The sequence below is a fragment of the Rhizomicrobium palustre genome (genome assembly GCF_011761565.1).
Lineage (GTDB): Bacteria > Pseudomonadota > Alphaproteobacteria > Micropepsales > Micropepsaceae > Rhizomicrobium > Rhizomicrobium palustre.
On the sequence record NZ_JAASRM010000001.1, the window covers coordinates 1,080,020 to 1,097,854 of the forward strand.

The following is a 17,835-nucleotide window of genomic DNA, read 5'->3' on the forward strand; positions in this document are numbered from 1 at the left end:
TTCTAAAACGCCCGCTCGACCATATTAGGTTTGCGTCCCAGCGCACGCGGGAAGGAGAGCACCGCTTTGAGACCGGGCGGGGTGGCGCCGGGGGTCGTATCGGCAAGGATCAGGCTCGCGTCATGCATGCGCGCCACAGCGGAGACAAGGCTGAGGCCAAGCCCGGTACCGGGGGAGTTGCGGCTCTTCTCCAGGCGCACAAAACGTTCGAGCACGCGGGCGCGTTCGTCCTCAGGGATGCCGGGACCGGTATCGGCGACGGTCATATCGATGCTGAGCGGCGTCTCGCTGACCGAGACCGTGATGCGATCGCCGGGGCCGGAATATTTGATGGCGTTGTCGATCAGATTGGCGAGCGCCTGAGAAACAAGGCTGCGATTGCCTTCCACCGTCAGCACGCCGGAAGGCAGCACTTCCAGTGTGATTTCCTTTTCCTCGGCCAGCGGCAAATAGAGATCAGCGACATCGGCGACGATGACCGAAAGATCCACCGGCCCCATGGAATCGCGGATGATGCCGCTATCGGCCTGGGCGATGAGAAGCAGCGCGTTGAAGGTGCCAATCAGCCGGTCGGTTTCGGCAAGCGCGTTCTCGATATCCTCATGCTGCGGGGATTCGGGATCGAGCTTGCGCTGCATTTCTTCCAGGCGCAGGCGCAAGCGGTTCAAGGGTGTGCGCAGATCATGCGCCACCGAATCCACCACCTCGCGCATGCCTTTCATCAGACGCTCGGTCCGCTCCAGCATGGTGTTGAGGTTTTCAGCGAGCGAATCCATCTCATCATGCGCTTCGGTGATCGGTACGCGGCGGGAGAAATCCCCAGCCACGATTTCCGAGGAGGTGCGTGTGATGACATCGAGGCGGCGCAGGAAATTGCGGCTCATCAAGATGCCGCCGCCGATGCCAAAGAGCAGCATCAGCCCCACCGACCAGGGAATGGAGGTGAGGAATTTCTTACGGCTGAGCTTCTGGTCGGAGATGTCGCGCGCCACCAGCAAAATGAATCCACCGGGCACGGTGAAAGCCTCGCCGCGCGCGGTGCGGGTGACGGTCTCGTCTTGCTGGCTGCGCTGGTAATCGAATTCGAAGAAGCGGCCATCGGAGCGCGCCGCATCCGGCAGCTCCAGAAGATTGCCGGCCAGCACCGCACCATTGGAGCTGCGCAGGTAATAGATGCCCGAGCCATGCTGCGCGACGCGGCTGGTGATGACATCGGAAAGACCGATCACACCGAGGCGCTGATAGGTCTCGCGCAAACCGCCGACCTCGGCCTCGATGGTGTCATCGGTTTGGGCATCAAGGGCGCGCTGGGCGTTCCACCAGGTAAAGGCGACGAGCGCTGTCGCCGATACCGCGTAGAAGAAGACAAACACCAGGAGCATGCGGAAGGCCTGCGTATGCAGGAGCCGCTTTGCCCAATGCCAGAAAGCGTTATTTCGCACCACGGATCATATATCCCGCACCACGGATGGTATGCAGCAGCGGAGCCTCGAAGCCCTTGTCGATCTTGGCTCTGAGACGGGAGATATGAACATCGATGACATTGGTTTGGGGATCGAAGTGATATTCCCAAACGCTTTCCAGAAGCATGGTGCGCGTCACCACCTGACCGGCATGGCGCATTAGATATTCCAGCAGGCGAAACTCGCGCGGCTGAAGATCAATGGCCTGGCCCGAACGGGTGGCGGTGCGGGTGAGAAGATCAAGCTCCAGCTCGCCGACGCTGAGCTTGGTCTTGACGGTGGCGGGCGCGCGGCGGCGCATCAAGGCATCGATGCGGGCGAGCAGCTCGACAAAAGCGTAGGGCTTGGTGAGGTAATCATCGCCGCCAGCTTTCAAGCCTTTAACGCGATCATCGACCTCGGAGAGGGCCGAAAGGAACAGGACCGGGATGACATTGCCATGCTCGCGCATCTCGGCAACGACATTGAGGCCATCCATCTTCGGCAACATGCGGTCGACAATGGCGCAATCATAGGGTCGGGAAAGTGCCAGGGTCAGGCCGGTATCGCCGTCTGCTGCTTCGTCGACCACGTGCCCGGCTTCCTTCAGCCCGTTCACGAGATAACGCTGCGCCTCGAGATCGTCTTCCACGACGAGAATGCGCATGCGGGGTGCCTCCATTTTTAGAGCAATAGCTTCGACAAAAGGGCCCAACGCGGCGCCCGGAAATTCAAATCCCCAAAATCCCAGAACCAAAACTTCAGGACTGAAAAGCAAGGTCCCGCGCCGGTGGCAACCGGGGGGAAAGCCACCACCGGCGCGAGGGACGCCGGGCTCCGAGGGGGTGGAGAGCCCGGCAGAACGAAACGTCAGGCCTTCTCGATCGGCACGGCCACAAAGCGCGCGGTACCGCCCGAGGAAACCAGCAAGAGAACCGACTTCAGGCCCGAAGACTTTGCCGCCGCAACGGCTTTCTCGACATCCTGCGGCGTATGCACGGCCTTGTTGCGGACCGAAACCACCACATCGCCCTGCTGCACGCCTTGCTCGGCGGCTTTGGAGTCAGGATCGACATTGGTGACCAGGACGCCCTGCACGCCGTCATCGACATTGTATGCGCGGCGTACATCCGGGGTCAGCGCGGAAAGGCCAAGCCCCATCGCCTTGCCGGTAACCGCGCCAGCAGCCGGACCGGCTTGGTTCTGCGGCCCCGCGGCGGCGACTTGCGTGTCCTTGCGGGCACCGATGGTGACATCCACGGTCTGGCGGGCACCATCGCGCATAATCGCCAGCGCTGCGGTCTTGCCGGCCGGGATCTGCGCCACCTTGCGGGTCAGATCGTGATAATCGGCGACTTCCTTGCCATTGATCGAGAGAACAAGGTCACCGGGGCGGACACCGGCGCGCGCCGCCGGGCTATCCGGCACCACGCTGGCGACCAGTGCGCCCTTGGGATCCTTCACGCCGAGCGAGGAGGCAATTTCCGGCGTAACGGGCTGGATCTGCACGCCGAGCCAGCCACGCGCAACGCGGCCATGGGTCTGCAGCGCAGCGACCACATCCTTGATGGTCGAGGCCGGAATCGCAAAGCCAATGCCGATGGAGCCGCCGGTGGGCGAGAAGATCATTGAATTCATGCCGATCACCTGACCGCGCAAATCAAAGGTCGGGCCACCGGAGTTGCCACGGTTGATCGGCGCGTCGATCTGGATGAAGTCGGTATAGGGCTGTTCCGCGCTGCCAATATCGCGGCCGAGCGAGGAGACAATGCCCGCGGTCACGGTGTTGGAGAGGCCGAAGGGATTACCCACCGCCACCACCCAATCACCGACGCGAATGGCGCGGTCGTTGCCGAATTCAACAGTCGGCAGGGCTTTTTCAGACGTCACTTTCAGCAGCGCGACATCGGTCGCGGCATCGGTGCCGATCAGCTTGGCATCGAAGCTGCGCCCATCGGGCAGCTTCACGGTGATCTTCGACGCGTTGGCGACGACGTGGTTGTTGGTGACGATGAAGCCCGACTTATCGATGATGAAGCCAGAGCCCATCGAGACGCCTTTGCGCGGCTGAGGCTGCACTTGCGGGCGGCCACCGAACTGGCGGAAGAAATCGCGGAAGCCTTCGGGCATGTCGTCGAGACCCTGCGCGGTCTGCTTTTCCACCACATCGGCGGTCACAGACACCACGGCGGGGCTGACGCGTTCGACAAGATCAGCAAAGGAGAAGGGCGTGCCGTTCTCCATCATGCGCGGCGGCGGGGCCGAGCCATTGGATTTATCGGCGGCGACGGCATAGCGCACCGGCTCGCCATTATGATCGGGCAACAGCGCATAAGCGCCAACGCTGACCAGGATGATCGCCGCGGCGGCGGTGCCCGCCAGGAGAGCCTTGTTTCGCTTCATATAGGCCATGACCTGCTCTTTGTTCATTGTCCACACCATCGAAGGTGGGGATGATATATATCCAATTTCTTTCTCGATTATTGCTCAAAGATGAACTCGTTGCAATGATATGGATATTTTTTGGAAGGGTTGCTGAAGGAAATCCGGATTCCCGTAGAGAAAGCGAAAGTTGTATAGTCCCAGCCCGGAATTCGGGGGGATTTCGCCATGAACCCACTCTGGCGCGGTCTTTTGCTGGCGCTTGTCGCGCTGCTTTTGGGGGGCTGTCTGCCGGTCACGAGCAAAAGCCCGCTGGGCACCACCGCGGGCCTTGGCGCGGATAGGGCGCTTTACGGCACCTGGAAGGGACACAATCCCGACGATCCGAAAGCCAAAGATGGTTATCTGCATTTTATGGCCGGCAAGGATGGCGCACTGACCGCCGCGCTGGTGATGGCCGATGGCGGCAATGACGATGGCTGGACCATCTTCCGGGTGAAAACGGCGCGGCTGGGCGGGCAAAACTATCTCAACGCCGCCATGGCCTTCGATAAGGATGCCGCCGCCGAGGGCAAGCTGAAAGACGCGATCATCCCCCTCGCCTATGTCCTTCGCGGCGACGTGCTGACGCTCTATGTGCTGGACGAGGAGAAGGTGAAGGCGGCGGTGAAAGCCGGAAAGCTCAAAGGCACAATCGAGCCCGGCGACAGCGGCGATGTCACCCTCGCCGATGATCCCGCCGCGCTAGACGCCTTCTTCGCCAAGCCCGAAGCGATGGGCCTGTTCAAAGCGATGCTGGTGTTGAAGCGGGTGTGATCTACACATCGTCATGGCCGGGCTTGACCCGGCCATCCAGAATTTTGCCTCGCAGACGCTCGGCCGATGGATGGCCGCCTCAAGGGCGGCCATGACGGGAAGGCTTAATGCCCGCTGGCGTGGAATATCTCGCCGGCAAGGCCGGTGTTGTATTGCAAGCCGTCGATGGTCAGCGTGATGCGATGGGGCCAATCGGTGCGGGCCAGGCCCTTGCGCGCCAAAGCATTCCAGACCGCTTCATTGAAGAGGCCGGTCGTGTCCTTGGTCGCCACCACGGCATTGCCGAGATGGAAATGGTCGCCATGCGGCTGGGGGAATTGGACAATGGTGATTTCGCCATTCGGCTCCTGCACGGCGGTGCCGGGGATGCTGGCGAGCCCCTGCAGAATGGTCAGGGTGCGAAGCTGAAGGGGGTTAAGTTTGAGCGGATTGTTCTTCGGCGCCATTGGCTTCCTCGTGGAGGGATGCCCATCTGGGTGAAACGAAACCGTCCGGAAGCGCTCCCTTGATGGGCGGGGTCTTGTCCATCCGGACCACCGGCCCGAGGAGTTCGAACCAGCCGGACGTCGTTTCGCACGAATAAAGATATGGGTCTATACCGTCCGGAAGCCCCTCCTGCGCGGCACAGCGGCCAAGGCTCATGACCCAGGCGGCGGTGGCGGCGAGCGAGACGTTCACCTGCCAGCTTCCGCCTGCACGAATCCGCTTCAGGAGCGCGGCTTTCGCCCCCGCCGCGGCGAGATAGCCGGTCAAGACCGACAGAACGGGATGGCAAATCAGCTCTGGAAGGCCGGATTTTCCGCTTTTGGCTGCTTCCAGCGCCAGCCCGGTCGCCGCCTGCACCACCTCCTCGAAGCCGCGCCGGGGCGCCCATGGGCCGTAGAAAGCGGCGATCTCCACCACCACAATGCCGGGCGCGGTGTGGGCCAGGGTCGCCGGGGAAAAGCCCAGCCCCGCCAGGACGCCAGGGCGGTGCGAATCGACGAAAATCTCGGCCTCGCGCACCAGGTGGCGCAGGGTTTCGGCATCCCCCGGCTTGGCGAGGTCCAGATTGGCCAAGCGCTTACCGCCGCTGAACGCCATAGGGGGATCGAGCGGATCGCGGGGCGAGCAAATCTGCAGCACCTCGGCGCCATGGCTGCCCAAGAGCGCGGTGGCGGCAGCCCCGGCGCAATAGCGTGTCACGTCGAGAACACGCAGACCTCTAAGCGCCTGGCCAGCCTCACGTGGGCGGAAGGGCGGCGCATCGCCGATTTTCTTAAGCTGGATCGGCGGGGGAGCAATGCCTGCGAGCGCGCGCCATTCCTCGGCGCTGCGCACCAAGGCGCCTGGCATTTTCAAAAAAGCGAGCGCGTCTTCCAGCGCCTGTCCATTCCATCGCGCCACCGACTCGACCACCGCCTCACGGCTGTTGGCGGCATTGAGAAGATCGAAGATGCGCGTCGATAAATGCGGCTGCGCCCCGCGCAGATAAAGCCAGCGACGATCACCCGATTGATAGAAGCCCGTCGCCGCCGTCTCATCTTTCAGCGCCGCGACCAGCGAACCATTGCGGCGCAATGTGAGATGCGGTGCCAAAGACGCGCCTGCAGCAGGTACATCCACATGGATCGCCTGACGTTCGCCGCCGCGCAGGCGCCAAATTTCGCCCGCAACCCCTGCTCCAAACGCCAATGCGGCCGCGGCGGCGGTGGCAAAGCGGAAGGGTGCGAACAAAGCTTCCCCGCGCTCAAAGCGCGGCGCGGCCAGCGGGGCGATCCCAGCGGCGCGGTTGAGAAACTCAAACGACGTTTGCGGCGTCATGCCAATCTCCGGCGGCAGTCCGTCATAGGCCGCAGCGTAAAGTCCCGCCAGGGGGACTAGCCGAATCGGATGCGAGATTAGCCGATAAATAGAAATGCCAAGACGATTTGGGAGGGGTATTTGTCTGCACTCTAAACCATTGCGGGAATGCAGCGTATTGCACCTGAAATGCAGCTTATTTTACGTCAGCCTTCCACCAGCGCTCCGGCGGCTTTGCCACGACGGCGGACGAAATCGGCATCGCTCGGCTCGAAAAGCAGAACGGTAAGGTCGAGGACAAGCTGGAACTGGGCTTGCGCCACCTCTTGGCGGGGGCCTTCGGCGCTGCGCAATTCTTTCAGCAGATCCTCAGTGTAGCTGCGTAAGAAACTTGTCACCTCGTCCACGGCGTTCTGATGCTTAGCGCCAAAAGAGCCAGGCACAGAATAGAGCTTGGTGTTCGCCAGAACTTTGCCATAGCGCATCGCGCGATCGACCTTGTCAGGATCGACCGGCTTATTGAGATCGGGCACACGCGGGCCGCCGGAATAACCGGCCTTATGGGTGGGCAGCGCCGCCATGATTTCCTTGGGCGCGCGCTCCATGAAGGTATCCATCACCCCGCCGACCGCGGCGCGTTCCTTCAAGAGGCGCTGACCCCATTTGCCGGCGCGCAGGATCTCAAGTTCTTTGACGATGGCGGTGGAGTTGGTGGTGAAGGAGGCGAGGTTAGCGATCAGCACATCGATGTCGAAATGGGGATGGCGCAGGTTCATGATCGCTTCGCGCGCATCATCCATATCAGCGAAGAGCACTTCACCGGCAAGGCCCATATCGGTCGAAGAGATCAAAGCATCGGTGGTCTGGCGTGCCACCAGGCGCGGCAGCTTGAGCGCCTCCCAAGGCTTGGCGAGACGGCGCATCGCCACCACCGACACCAGCGGAGCGGCATCGAGATTAGTTTCGACCACGGCGTCGTAGATGCCGCGAAGCCCCCATAAAAGCTCTTCATTCAAGGCGGGGGTGTTTCGTTCAAGCAGCGCCTGCACCGCCAGCATCGCCGAGCCCGAACGCAGCACAGCCGCGATATCTTCGGCATCGGCGGCCACCGCCTCACCGCCAAGAGCCAAGGCTGCTTTCTTGCGGTTGGCCTTGAGGGCTTCCGTCATCGCCGTGCCGGCGATCGGCCAAAAGACTTCCGCGCGCGCCAGAGCTTCGGTGTATTTGCCCCGCACGGCGAGCCGCCGGATATCATCGCCATAGGTCTTGGCCTCGGCAACGACGAGATCGCGGCTTACCCATTGCCAGATCGGGATGATGTGCCCGCGAAAAAGCCGCCCGCGCTGCTTTTCCTTGCGCAGGACATTGGAGAGCAAATCCTCGAAAGGCTGACAGAAGAGGCGCAACGGCGTGGGCGTGCGTTTGCGGGCATCGGCCCCGCGCAATACAGGGCGCAACCCATCCAGGATCAGCTCATGCGGCAGCGCCTTGCCATCGACCAGACGGTCGATCTCGATCGCGCTGGCAAGACGGCCAGCCACATCCCCCGGCAAACTGCCGAGGAATCTCTGTAGCAGCATCATCTTGTCAGTCGTAAGCATGGGTCCAGACGCGAATTGACGGAACATCCTAAACGCAGACGCCTTAACAGGCGATTGCCGCTCGCAATCCGGCTTAATTGTTATAAGCCCGTAAAATTACAGATCCTTTTGCCTGGGTTAGATAATCTGGTTGCAATGGGCTTAGCCCAGCACCGGCAGGTTCAGGCGGGTGGCAAGACCGCCAAGGCGAGCCTCATCCATGACAAGCTGACCGCCATAGAGCTTGGCGATCTCGCGCACGATGGAGAGGCCCAGCCCTGTGCCGGGGACGCTTTCATCCAGGCGCTCACCCCGGCTCATCACCCTTCCGCGATCCTCGGGCGCAAGGCCTGGCCCGTCATCCTCGATGGAGAGCTGAAACAGGCGCCCCTCCAGGCGTTCGGCGGTCACGATCACCCGGCCCTTCGCCCATTTGCAGGCGTTGTCCATGAGATTGCCCGCCATCTCCTCCAAATCCTGGCGCTCGCCGCGGAAATAGAGTGTCTCGGGGCAATGCACGGTGATGATGATGCCGCGCTCCTGATGGATACGCATCAGGACCCGCGCGAGGTCTTCCAGAACCGGGGAGACCTGGGTGCGATTGCCCAGCGCGTTGACGGCGCCAGCGGCGCGGGCGCGGGTGAGATAATGATCGACCTGACGGCGCATGACGCCGACCTGGCGCTTCACCGTATCGGCCAGGGGCCCCGGATTGGCTTCGGATTCGGCCACCAGCACCGAGAGCGGGGTTTTGAGAAAATGGGCGAGGTTGGCGACATGGGTGCGGGCGCGCCCCACCACCTCGGCCGAATGCTCGATCAGGCTGTTAAGCTCTGAAGCCAGCGGCGCGATCTCAGCGGGGAATTTGCCTTCAAGATGCTGCGCCGCGCCGGAGCGGATGCGGGAGAGCGATTCTTCCACCCGCCGTAAGGGCTGCAAACCAATGCGCACCTGCAAAAGCACCGCCGCCAAAAGCCCGAAGAACAAGGCCGCGAAGGACCAGAAGATGATGTGGTTGAATTCGGCGACCGAGGCTTCCACGCTGGAGACATCGCCCGCCACAAGAAAGGTATAGGATTTGAAATCCTTGGGGTTGGGCGTGTTGGTGACGGGAAAGCTCACGCGGCGCGCGATCACCCGAAGATGCTGATCCAAAGGTCCTTGCGCATAGCCGAAGGAGACGCTGCCATCCTTCACCTTCAGCCCATCGGGGCGCAGCGTTTGATCCAGCAAGGAATGAGAGAACATTACCGGCATGGAATCGGACGGATCGATTTGCCAGTAGAGGCCGGAATAAGCGCGCGCGAAGCGGCGATTGAGAAAGCGGTCGCGCAGAACGATTCCGCCGAAGCTATCGCCATCTGCCGCAGTGATGAGGCCATCAAGATCGACCTGAAGCTGGGTATCGAAATTATCCCGCATCGCCTCCATGAAGGCATTCGACAACACATATCCGCCTGCGGCGAGCGCGATGGCCGCCCAAACGGCAGCGGCCAAGATCAGGCGCGACGCGAGCGAGCGCGGCACCTTTGTGAACATCGGCCCAGGCCGGAGCTTAATCTTTGCGAGGCGCTGAAGGATCATCGAGGCAGTAGCCAAGCCCGCGTACCGTTTGGATGAGATCGGCTTCCAGCTTCTTGCGCAGGCGGCCGACGAAGACTTCGATGGTGTTGGAATCGCGGTCGAAATCCTGATCGTAAAGATGTTCGACAAGTTCGGTGCGCGACACCACCCTGCCCTTGTGATGGGCGAGATAGGCAAGCAAGCGATATTCGAGGCTGGTCAGCTTCACCGGATTGCCGTTCAGCGTCACGCGCGAGGAGCGTGTATCGATGCGCAAGGGGCCAATCTCGATCTCAGAGGTGGCAAAACCCGCCGCCCGGCGCAACAGCGCCCGCAAACGCGCCAGAAGTTCTTCGGTGTAAAAAGGCTTGGCGAGATAATCGTCGGCACCCGCATCGAAGCCGGCAACCTTATCGGACCAGCTATCGCGCGCGGTGAGGATCAAGACCGGCATGGTTTTGTGGGCCTTGCGCCATTGCTGCAGCACCCGCACACCATCCATCTTGGGCAGACCGAGATCGAGGATCACCGCGTCATAGGGTTCTGTATCGCCGAGGAAGTGGCCTTCTTCGCCATCAAAAGCCTGATCCACCGCATAGCCAGCGTCGCTCAGCGCCTTTTTGAGGTTGCGCTGCAGATCCGCATCGTCTTCCACCAGTAACAGTCGCATTGATCACCCTGGTTAGGGATTTGGATTAGGAACTTCAGTTAGCGAGGACGGCGGCGGTCGCCATCCCGGTCAGAGTCGCGATCATAGCGCCCGCGGCCATTGCGGTCATCCCGAGATCGGTCGTCACGCGAACGATCATCGTGGTAGCGATCGTCCCGCGAACCGCGATCCCAGCGCCGGTCCTCGAAATTATTGCGCGGCGGGGCGTAGTCGCGGCGATCATAATCTCTGCGATCATCTGGGGCATCGGCGCGATAAGGCTGGGCGCCGCCAGAAGGCGCGCCGCCCATAATCTGCCCCGTGCGCGCATCCGCGGCGAACCAGATGATCCTGCCATCGGGCGTCATCCACTTGATGCGGTAATAGGATTGGCCGCTTGGCCCGAAAAAGGGGCCCTCCGCGTCGTAAAACCGGCCAGGCATGGAGTGGCGGATCTGGGGCAAAATGCGGTCGAGCGAACCGCCGCCGCGCCCATCCTGAGCCAGAGCCGGGACGGCGAGCGCGAGCAGTACTACAAAAAAGCTTACCAGACGCGCGCGCATAGCCTTTCCACTATCCCCCAGCATATGAACCGAAGCTGAATATGCCATCCAGGGTCAGTTCAGAGAGCCCATACTAATCTCACCACCATCGATACAGGGAACTTTTTTGTCACAAATCCCGTTCCCGGTGTCGCGCAATGGGCGGGGGTTCGCACCTTGCGTCAAATGGGGGCCGAAACGGCCCAGAAGGAGAGAGAGATGAAGATCAGGACACTTCTTTTGACGGCTGCAGCGGCTGCCATGATGACCACAGCCGGCGCCTCCGCCGCCTGGGATCGCGACCGCGATCATGATGGCCGCCCGGACCATGGCTGGGCCGAACGCCACGACCGCGATGGCTTCAACGATGCATGGCGCGGACGCGCCGACTGGCACTGGCGCGACGATCACGGCCGCTGGCATGGCGATCGCGACCGTTATTGGCGCTATGGCTATCGTGGCTATATCAGCGATCGCGACATCTATTATCGCAGCTTGCGCGCGCATGGCTATTACCGCTGGGATGGAGCCCCTTATTGGTATCAGGGCCGCTATGTCGTGCGCAGCTACGACCGCTGGGGCCGCGTCGTGTTCGTTGAGATGAACCCCTACACCGGCGGCTTTTTGGGTGTGATCCGCTTCTAACAAAGCCGCGTTCTAAAGGAATAGGCCTTGAGTCGGGGGAGCCACAGTCCGCCCCTCCCTGTAGGTCCCTCCGGCGATCAAGCGAAGGCCTCGCGAGCCCCCTCGCGGGGCCTTCGGCGTTGATACAGTTTGTTACGTGCTAGGAACCCGCACGGAACCCAAGCGGCTTGAGAGGCGTAGTGTTGGTTTGTTGACAGGAGAATTGAATGGGTTTGAGCAAGCGTCTTTCGCTTAAGACATTTGGAATGACCGCGTTTGCCGCCGCGCTCCTCTGCACCAGCGCGAGCTTTGCGGATCCCCCACATCGCGACGATCACCCGCCCATGCGCGATATGCGCGATATGCGCGGACCGGATGCGATGCGGGACCATGACATGCGCGGACATAATGATTGGGGCAAACACCGTGACCGGTATTGGCGCCCCGAATATCGCGGCTATGTCGCGCGCGACCGCATTTTCCACGAGCTGCGCCGCCACCACTACAACCGCTTCGATGGCGATCCCTATTGGTATCGCGGCCGCTATGTGGTGAAGAGCTTCGACCGGCGCGGACGGCGCATCTTTGTCGAAATCAATCCTTATACCGGCGCCTATATCGGCGTGGTGCGCTTCTGAAACGTGAAGGCCCGCTAGAAAGGCGGGCCTGTTCCTCAGGCTTTGGCTTTGGCGCGATCGCCGAACCACCATACCACTGCAGTGACGGCCGCGAAAACCAGAGAGCCGCTGATTTCGCCGCGCGCCGCGTCTGTTGCCGGCAGGGCGAAAAACGCCGCAGAAAGAAAACCACAAAGCCCGACAGTTAGAACCGGACGCACCAGCGCGCGCACGGCATTCACCCAAGGATAGCTCACGCCAATAGCGCCTTCGGCTTTCAGGCTTTCGCAAAGCCCCGTCCAGGAACCGGACGCCGCGGTGGAGGCGCGCATGTCTGCCGCTTCCGCCGCTTTGGCTTTCATCGCCATGTCCGCCATGCGCTCCTCATGGCCCCACTCTTCTTTTTTTTGCGCGAAAATCTCACGCGCTTCGAAAACGCCAACGGCCTTGCTCGCGACATTGCCGATCAAGCCAAAAAGGCCACCGCTCAGCGCATCGCCGAGCATGGACACAAGCTCCATTGTCTCAACTCCTTGAAGGTTCTGGAACGCGGGCTCAGCCCGCAAAGGTTTGCAGGCTGGCGCGGTAGGCCGCGATCACTGCGTCGCTCCATACCGCCGCAGCGATGGCTTTGATTTTTTCGGATTTGGCCGATAGATCGTCCCCCGGCACCAAAACATAGCGGTGATAGCGCGGCGGATAGGATGGATCGATCTCACCATCAACAGTGATGAAGGTGGCCTCACGGATCTGCAGTTGCCCGTCAGGCAAAACAGTTATGGTTTCATCCGGCTGAGTGAGAGCAGAAATAGAGGGCATGGCAGCCTCCTCAATTGGGGGTGAAATAGAAGAGTTCGCGCCCAAGGAAGGTGTTGGGCGTGATTTCGGACCAGTTCAGGGCGGTGTCGCCGTTGGTGTTCAAGATGCGCCCTTCCATATAGGCGCTGTTCGAGGAGACAAAGAATCCTACCGCACCGCAAATGGATGGCGTTGCGAAACCACCCTGCGACCCTAAAAGCACTGCGGCTTCGGCATAACTGCCGGTGCACTCCTGCACAAAAGGCAAGCCGCCGATGCGCACAGCACCACTGCCGCCCACCCCAGAAGACCCCACCCGAATACCGAAGCGAACGCAAACGAGACGGCCGATCTTGATATAACTGCCTGAGCCGACCATCACGGAAGCTCCGGAGGCTGGCACCGCGGAGATGATGGATGGCGACCAGATCCCCTCTTCGTAATCATCGAGCGTGTTGGCGTCTGGCGAAGCGATCTGCGCCGCGGGAAAGCCGATCTGCCCGCCCGCGAGCGAAAGAAGCCCGCTTACGAAGGGCGTGGCGAGTGTCTTATTAAAAAGGGTTTCCGCGCCGCTTTTGGTAGCGAAATCACCAGCATTGGCGGCCGCGCGGAAATAGGCGCGCTCGCGCCAATTGCCCGAGGCATCAGAGGCGTAAAGCCCTACATCTCCGGCCTGGGTCACGCGGCTTGTCCCGCCCAGAAGAACAAGAGAGGCGGCGTTATGGGTGAGGGTGAGGCCCTGCGCAAACCGCACAAAGCGCAGCTTGTTGGCGGCGCTACCGAAGGACGTAATCGTCGAGGTGCCGGTGATCTGGATAAAGAGCGAACCCGCCGCCTCAAGATCGCACGTGCCCGCCGAGGCGATGGAGGTTTCGTTCGCCGAGATCAGCGCGTTCCAGTCCGTCCAGACGCCATTGAGATAGACTATAAAGGCGCTCGACGGCACCACGAAAGCGCGCAGCCCATTGAAAGGGGTGAAGAACCGCCAAGCGCCATCAAGGCAATAGGCGATCTTATACGCATAGCCCAACCATGCTCCGCTGGGCGCCCCACCCGTGAGATAGGCATCGCCATCAGTGGGACTTGCGGGCGGCGTGTTGACGAATTGGCCCAAGAGGCAAAGATCGAACAAGGCATCGAGCTCAGCCAGGGCCTCGTTCCAGGTGACGGGATTGGCCGATTGCAGCGAGACGAGCTGTGCTAATTTTAAACGCGGGGTTTTATCGGACATAGAGGGTTTCCGTTTTCATGTTCCCCCGTCCAAGCACGGTGGAACGCTGGGCGACACGCAGGGTCAAAGGATTGGGGAGACCGGACGGAAAATCCGCCTCCTGATCGGCTACGCTGTAGCGCTGGCTTTCGCCCGCGATGGCGCGATAGCTGCGTACCACCGTGTCGCCGGAAAGAATGTCGAGATCGAAGAGCGCAGGGTCTGATTGCGGCGTCTCCGAAAGAAGAATGCTCGATGCCGAAAAACTGCGATCACGGCGGCGCCAGGTGAAGATCAGATCGCTGCCTGACCATTGAAAATCCACATGACAGGGTGCAGGCGGGATGAGCCCCTTGGCCGAAAAACTCTGCGGCTGAGTTTGGAAAGCGGGATCGGCGAGCGGCAGACCTTCCGGGCCATAGGTATAGTTATGAGCGAGAAGTGCCTCACCGGTGCCAAGCTGAATCTGCGTCAGGGCGTCATCAAGCAACACCACACGCGCGCCCGCAGGCACCGGGGAGGCCATCGCCTGCTCGCTTCCTTGCACGCCACGGATAAAGCGCGTGAGGCGCCAGGTGCTGGGGGCGATCAGCTCGGCGCTGGCGAATTGCAGCACCTCCCAGGCACCGGAAGGATTTTGCACGGCCAAGCGATTGGCGCCGGCGAAAAGATCGGTATCCGAAACCGAAAGGAACGCGCCATTGATCAGGCTCACCGTGAGGCTGTTCACAAGGTCGAAGCGATTGAGCGGCCCGGGCCAGAAGTCATAAAGCGTTTGGCCAAGCGTGGCGGGCGCGGTGAGCGTGGCGGCCTCTACGCCGTCTTTATACACCACCACCCTGCCCGGCCAGGGATCAGCGAAACCCGCGATAAAAGGTGAGGCCGCATCCTGGGTTTCAGAGAGGAGCGGCAGATCGAGGAACACCACCAGCACACGGCCCGGACGGACAAGGCTTCGCGTAGAGCGCAGAGAGCGGGCCGCGCCTGCACGGCTTTCATACAGCGACGGATCGGTGGCAACAGCCTCGATCTTGCGCGCGCCCGCATCGGCAATGGAGGTGAGCCGCAAGCGCCGCACCCGACCGCCAGCCTCCAGCCGCACCTCATCCGCGGGATCAAGCGCGAGATGCGAGGGCGGCAGCGCGAAATTCGCGAGTTCCGACATCACCGCCGCATCGGCGAGAAGCCGATCGCTGATCGCTTGCGCCTCGCTTTGATCGAGTAGAAGCGCCAATGCGGAGGTGGCGACGCGCTTTGTGCCCGCCAGATGGGCGCTTTGCGCCACCGCCTCGTCATAGCTTCCCGCATCGAGATAGGAGAGCCGCGCGGCACAGGGAATATCCGCCGCATCATTGCGCTGCAGGGTGAAACCGGCATTATCGCCCGTGACCACAAGATCACTTTTGCTGAGGCACAGCGGCTCGGCGCCGCCGCGCGACAGAAAAACGATATTGCCCTCGCGCTCTATGGCATCGAAAGCATAAGCGCTCATCAAAGGCGCCAGCGCCTCGCGGATGCTCATCGTGTCGGTCACGGCGTAACCGGCGACGAGGCCGGAAAGGCCAGAGACATCGACAGCGGAAAACCCCGCATCTGCGCAGAGAGTGGCGACAAGCTGGGCCAGCGGTACCGTGCCCAAACGTCCATTCAGCCAATGGCCGGTAGTGTAATTGGCAGCATCGCCCCAGACATCGCTGAGTGCTGGAAAGAAGGGGTAAGGGCGCGCGTCCCAGCACCATAAGGTGGTGGCATCCACATCCAGCATGGCTCCGTCATAGACGGTAGAAGTGGGATTGTTGGCAGGATCGCGCCAATAGGAAAGATGCGCCTCCAGAAAGCGGCGCTGGATAAGATCGTCACGCATGCCACTGGAATAATACGGAAAGAAACTCTCCGAGGATTTGGGATCATAAAAGACATTGGGCTGGTTGGCGCCTTTATCCGCCGCGGGGCAGCCCAATTCCGTGAAACGGATCGGCTTTGATTGCGGCATCCAAGCGGTCGGCGTGGCGCTTTCCGCCCCGTTCGGGCGATCGTAGTGGCGGTTCGACCACCAATTCCAGATATCCTTGGCGCGCCAGATCCAGGGCTTACCGAGACCATCGGTAATCGCGCTGCGGCCCTGTGCGTCCCGCGCAGCGGTGCTGGCGTAATACCAATCATAACCCTCGCCGCCGCTTATATTGGCTTTGAGATAGTCGAGATCATAAGGCGAGGCATATTCGGCTGCATCGAGCCCGCCGCTCTCGCGCCAATCGGCGAGCGGCAGGTAATTGTCGATACCAATGAAATCGATATGGGGATCGGCCCATAAGGGATCGAGGTGAAAGCGAAAACCACCTCCGCCCATCTGATGACCGTTATACTCTGTCCAATCGGCGCCATAGCCGAGCTTGGCATTAGGCAGCAGCGCCTTCACATCGGCGGCTAGCGCTTTCAGCGCCGCCACAGCGGGATACGTGGAAGCATCCGAGCGCGCCTTAGTGAGGCCGACGAGTTCGGAGCCGATGAGAAACGCATCCACACCGCCTGCGGCCGCACAAAGCTCGGCATAATGCAGCACCATGGCGCGGTATTGCGTGAAGAAGGCGGCGATCTGTGTCGACGCAGCAGCGGTTTGATCGACGCTTCCGCTGTAGCCCGCAGCCGGACTCAACGTGATGCGTCCCCGCCAAGGATAAGCGGGCTGGCCCGGGCTGGCGGCGTTGTTCGAATAGGGGTTGGGCTTGGTATTGTCCGCTGGAATATCCATGAAGACGAAAGGATAGAAGGTGACGGCAAGGCCGCGCGCCTTGATCGCAGCAATGGCAGCGCCAACGCTTTGATCCGACGGCGTGCCACCATAAGACGGGCGCCCATCGATCATGGAGATGAGATAGGCGCTTTCGCGCGCAATGCCGGCGACGCTCCAGCTTTCGGGATAGGTGCCGCGCACTATCTCTTCCACACCGGGGCGGATGTGGCATTGGCCCGCGCGCAGATCATCGCCGAACCAGCCCACCACCAGGGCGATGGACTTCAAATTGGGCGCCAGCGCGCAAAGCTCGTCCAGCGAGGCGGTGAAATCAGAGCTGCTCGAGGCGTTATGCGCATTGAGCGGCTTGGTGGTACCAAGACCATTATCTTCGGTAACAATTTCTGGCGCATAGACGAACTCACCCGCGCCGGGGATAAGTGCGACGGATGTGATGCGGCTTTCGAGACTGCCTGCGCTGATCAGCGGGCGGAAGATTTCGAATTGCAGCTGGGGAATGCGATTCCCGAAGGCTGCGAGCGGCATATCCTCGAAGACGACATAGCAAAGCCCGCGATAGGCAGGGCTATTGCCCGCCCCTTCGATTTCCTCGATCGCGGGATCGGCGGTTTGCGTTTCATCGCCGGGATAGAAACGTAACGTGTATTGAGAGGGATCGATCAGATTACCATCGGCCCAGATGCGGCCAATGCGCGTCACCACACCCTCGCACAGACCAACCGCGAAGCTGACGCTGTAGCTATAGGTGGTGGTTTCGACCGAACGGCCCTTGCCGCCCGACTGATTCACCGCCTCCTTGAAGCGGCTCGCCCAAAGGATTTGTCCGGCCAGCCGCATGCGGCCATAGACACGCGGAATGGGCGCGCCTTCGCGCGAGGCCTGCAGGGAAATATCCGACAGCCTTGGGCCTTGGCGCTTGATCGATGGCATCAGCGCGGAATCGATCGCCGAGCCCGCGAGGCTTCCCAGCGCACCGCCGATTTGGGCGCCCGAAATCGTCAGGCCGAGAACAGAGGTCGCGCCAAAGCTGGCGCCGATGGCGGAACCCGCCGCGCCTAAGACTAGAGCAGCCATG

At 61.4% G+C, this 17,835-nt stretch carries 16 protein-coding genes; 3 read left to right on the forward strand and 13 right to left on the reverse strand.

Annotated features, from left to right (window positions below):
- Positions 1–2: 2 nt before the first annotated feature.
- The 3 genes from FHS83_RS19745 to FHS83_RS04665 form a co-directional block, all read right to left on the reverse strand.
- Complete coding sequence (locus tag FHS83_RS19745; RefSeq protein ID WP_167081380.1) at positions 3–1,445, reverse strand: ATP-binding protein; 1,443 nt, start codon at positions 1,443–1,445, stop codon at positions 3–5.
- Positions 1,432–2,109, reverse strand: a complete 678-nt coding sequence (locus tag FHS83_RS04660) for a response regulator transcription factor (RefSeq protein WP_167081382.1) — start codon at positions 2,107–2,109, stop codon at positions 1,432–1,434. The genes FHS83_RS19745 and FHS83_RS04660 overlap by 14 nt, the downstream gene beginning before the upstream one ends.
- 203 nt (positions 2,110–2,312) lie before the next feature.
- Positions 2,313–3,872 carry a DegQ family serine endoprotease gene (locus tag FHS83_RS04665; protein WP_167081384.1) on the reverse strand — a complete coding sequence of 520 codons (1,560 nt, stop codon included), beginning with the start codon at positions 3,870–3,872 and terminating at the stop codon, positions 2,313–2,315.
- Between the two features lie 180 nt (positions 3,873–4,052).
- On the opposite strand from FHS83_RS04665, the gene FHS83_RS04670 reads away from it, so the two are divergent.
- Positions 4,053–4,640: a hypothetical protein gene (locus tag FHS83_RS04670; protein WP_167081386.1), complete on the forward strand. Its 588-nt coding sequence runs from the start codon at positions 4,053–4,055 to the stop codon at positions 4,638–4,640.
- 104 nt (positions 4,641–4,744) lie between these two features.
- On the opposite strand, the gene FHS83_RS04675 is transcribed toward FHS83_RS04670, so the two are convergent.
- From FHS83_RS04675 to FHS83_RS04700, 6 genes are all read right to left on the reverse strand, one after another.
- Positions 4,745–5,086, reverse strand: a complete 342-nt coding sequence (locus FHS83_RS04675; protein WP_167081388.1) for a hypothetical protein — start codon at positions 5,084–5,086, stop codon at positions 4,745–4,747.
- The gene (locus FHS83_RS04680; RefSeq protein ID WP_167081390.1) at positions 5,055–6,443 is read right to left on the reverse strand and encodes a CoA transferase; all 1,389 of its coding nucleotides are present in this window, start codon (positions 6,441–6,443) and stop codon (positions 5,055–5,057) included. Before FHS83_RS04680 ends, FHS83_RS04675 begins: the two co-directional genes overlap by 32 nt.
- A gap of 185 nt (positions 6,444–6,628) precedes the next feature.
- Entirely contained in the window at positions 6,629–8,023 is a 1,395-nt protein-coding gene (locus FHS83_RS04685; protein ID WP_167081392.1) for a hypothetical protein, read from the reverse strand.
- A 141-nt stretch (positions 8,024–8,164) separates the two neighbouring features.
- Entirely contained in the window at positions 8,165–9,541 is a 1,377-nt protein-coding gene (locus tag FHS83_RS04690; RefSeq protein ID WP_167081394.1) for a sensor histidine kinase, read from the reverse strand.
- Positions 9,542–9,557: 16 nt separating this feature from the next.
- A complete protein-coding gene (locus tag FHS83_RS04695) occupies positions 9,558–10,235 on the reverse strand; it encodes a response regulator transcription factor (protein WP_167081396.1) in 678 nt (225 codons plus the stop codon).
- Between the two features lie 38 nt (positions 10,236–10,273).
- On the reverse strand, positions 10,274–10,777 hold the full coding sequence (locus FHS83_RS04700; protein WP_167079621.1) for a PepSY domain-containing protein: 504 nt from the start codon (positions 10,775–10,777) through the stop codon (positions 10,274–10,276).
- 198 nt (positions 10,778–10,975) lie between these two features.
- On the opposite strand from FHS83_RS04700, the gene FHS83_RS19240 reads away from it, so the two are divergent.
- Both FHS83_RS19240 and FHS83_RS04710 read left to right on the forward strand, forming a co-directional pair.
- Positions 10,976–11,401, forward strand: coding sequence for a hypothetical protein (locus FHS83_RS19240; RefSeq protein ID WP_208414229.1), 426 nt, complete (start codon positions 10,976–10,978; stop codon positions 11,399–11,401).
- Positions 11,402–11,607: 206 nt separating this feature from the next.
- Positions 11,608–12,018 (forward strand): hypothetical protein, encoded by a 411-nt coding sequence (locus FHS83_RS04710; RefSeq protein WP_167081398.1) that lies wholly within the window; start codon positions 11,608–11,610, stop codon positions 12,016–12,018.
- Between the two features lie 35 nt (positions 12,019–12,053).
- Here the strand turns inward: FHS83_RS04710 and FHS83_RS04715 are convergent, their stop codons facing one another.
- Genes FHS83_RS04715 through FHS83_RS04730 form a run of 4 tightly spaced genes read right to left on the reverse strand, consistent with a single transcriptional unit; the run spans position 12,054 to position 17,834 of the window.
- Positions 12,054–12,518, reverse strand: a complete 465-nt coding sequence (locus FHS83_RS04715; RefSeq protein WP_167081400.1) for a hypothetical protein — start codon at positions 12,516–12,518, stop codon at positions 12,054–12,056.
- A 34-nt stretch (positions 12,519–12,552) separates the two neighbouring features.
- Complete coding sequence (locus tag FHS83_RS04720; RefSeq protein ID WP_167081402.1) at positions 12,553–12,816, reverse strand: hypothetical protein; 264 nt, start codon at positions 12,814–12,816, stop codon at positions 12,553–12,555.
- A 10-nt stretch (positions 12,817–12,826) separates the two neighbouring features.
- Positions 12,827–14,026, reverse strand: coding sequence for a DUF2793 domain-containing protein (locus FHS83_RS04725; protein WP_167081404.1), 1,200 nt, complete (start codon positions 14,024–14,026; stop codon positions 12,827–12,829).
- Positions 14,016–17,834: a baseplate multidomain protein megatron gene (locus tag FHS83_RS04730; RefSeq protein WP_167081406.1), complete on the reverse strand. Its 3,819-nt coding sequence runs from the start codon at positions 17,832–17,834 to the stop codon at positions 14,016–14,018. The genes FHS83_RS04725 and FHS83_RS04730 overlap by 11 nt, the downstream gene beginning before the upstream one ends.
- Between the last annotated feature and the right edge of the window lies 1 nt (position 17,835).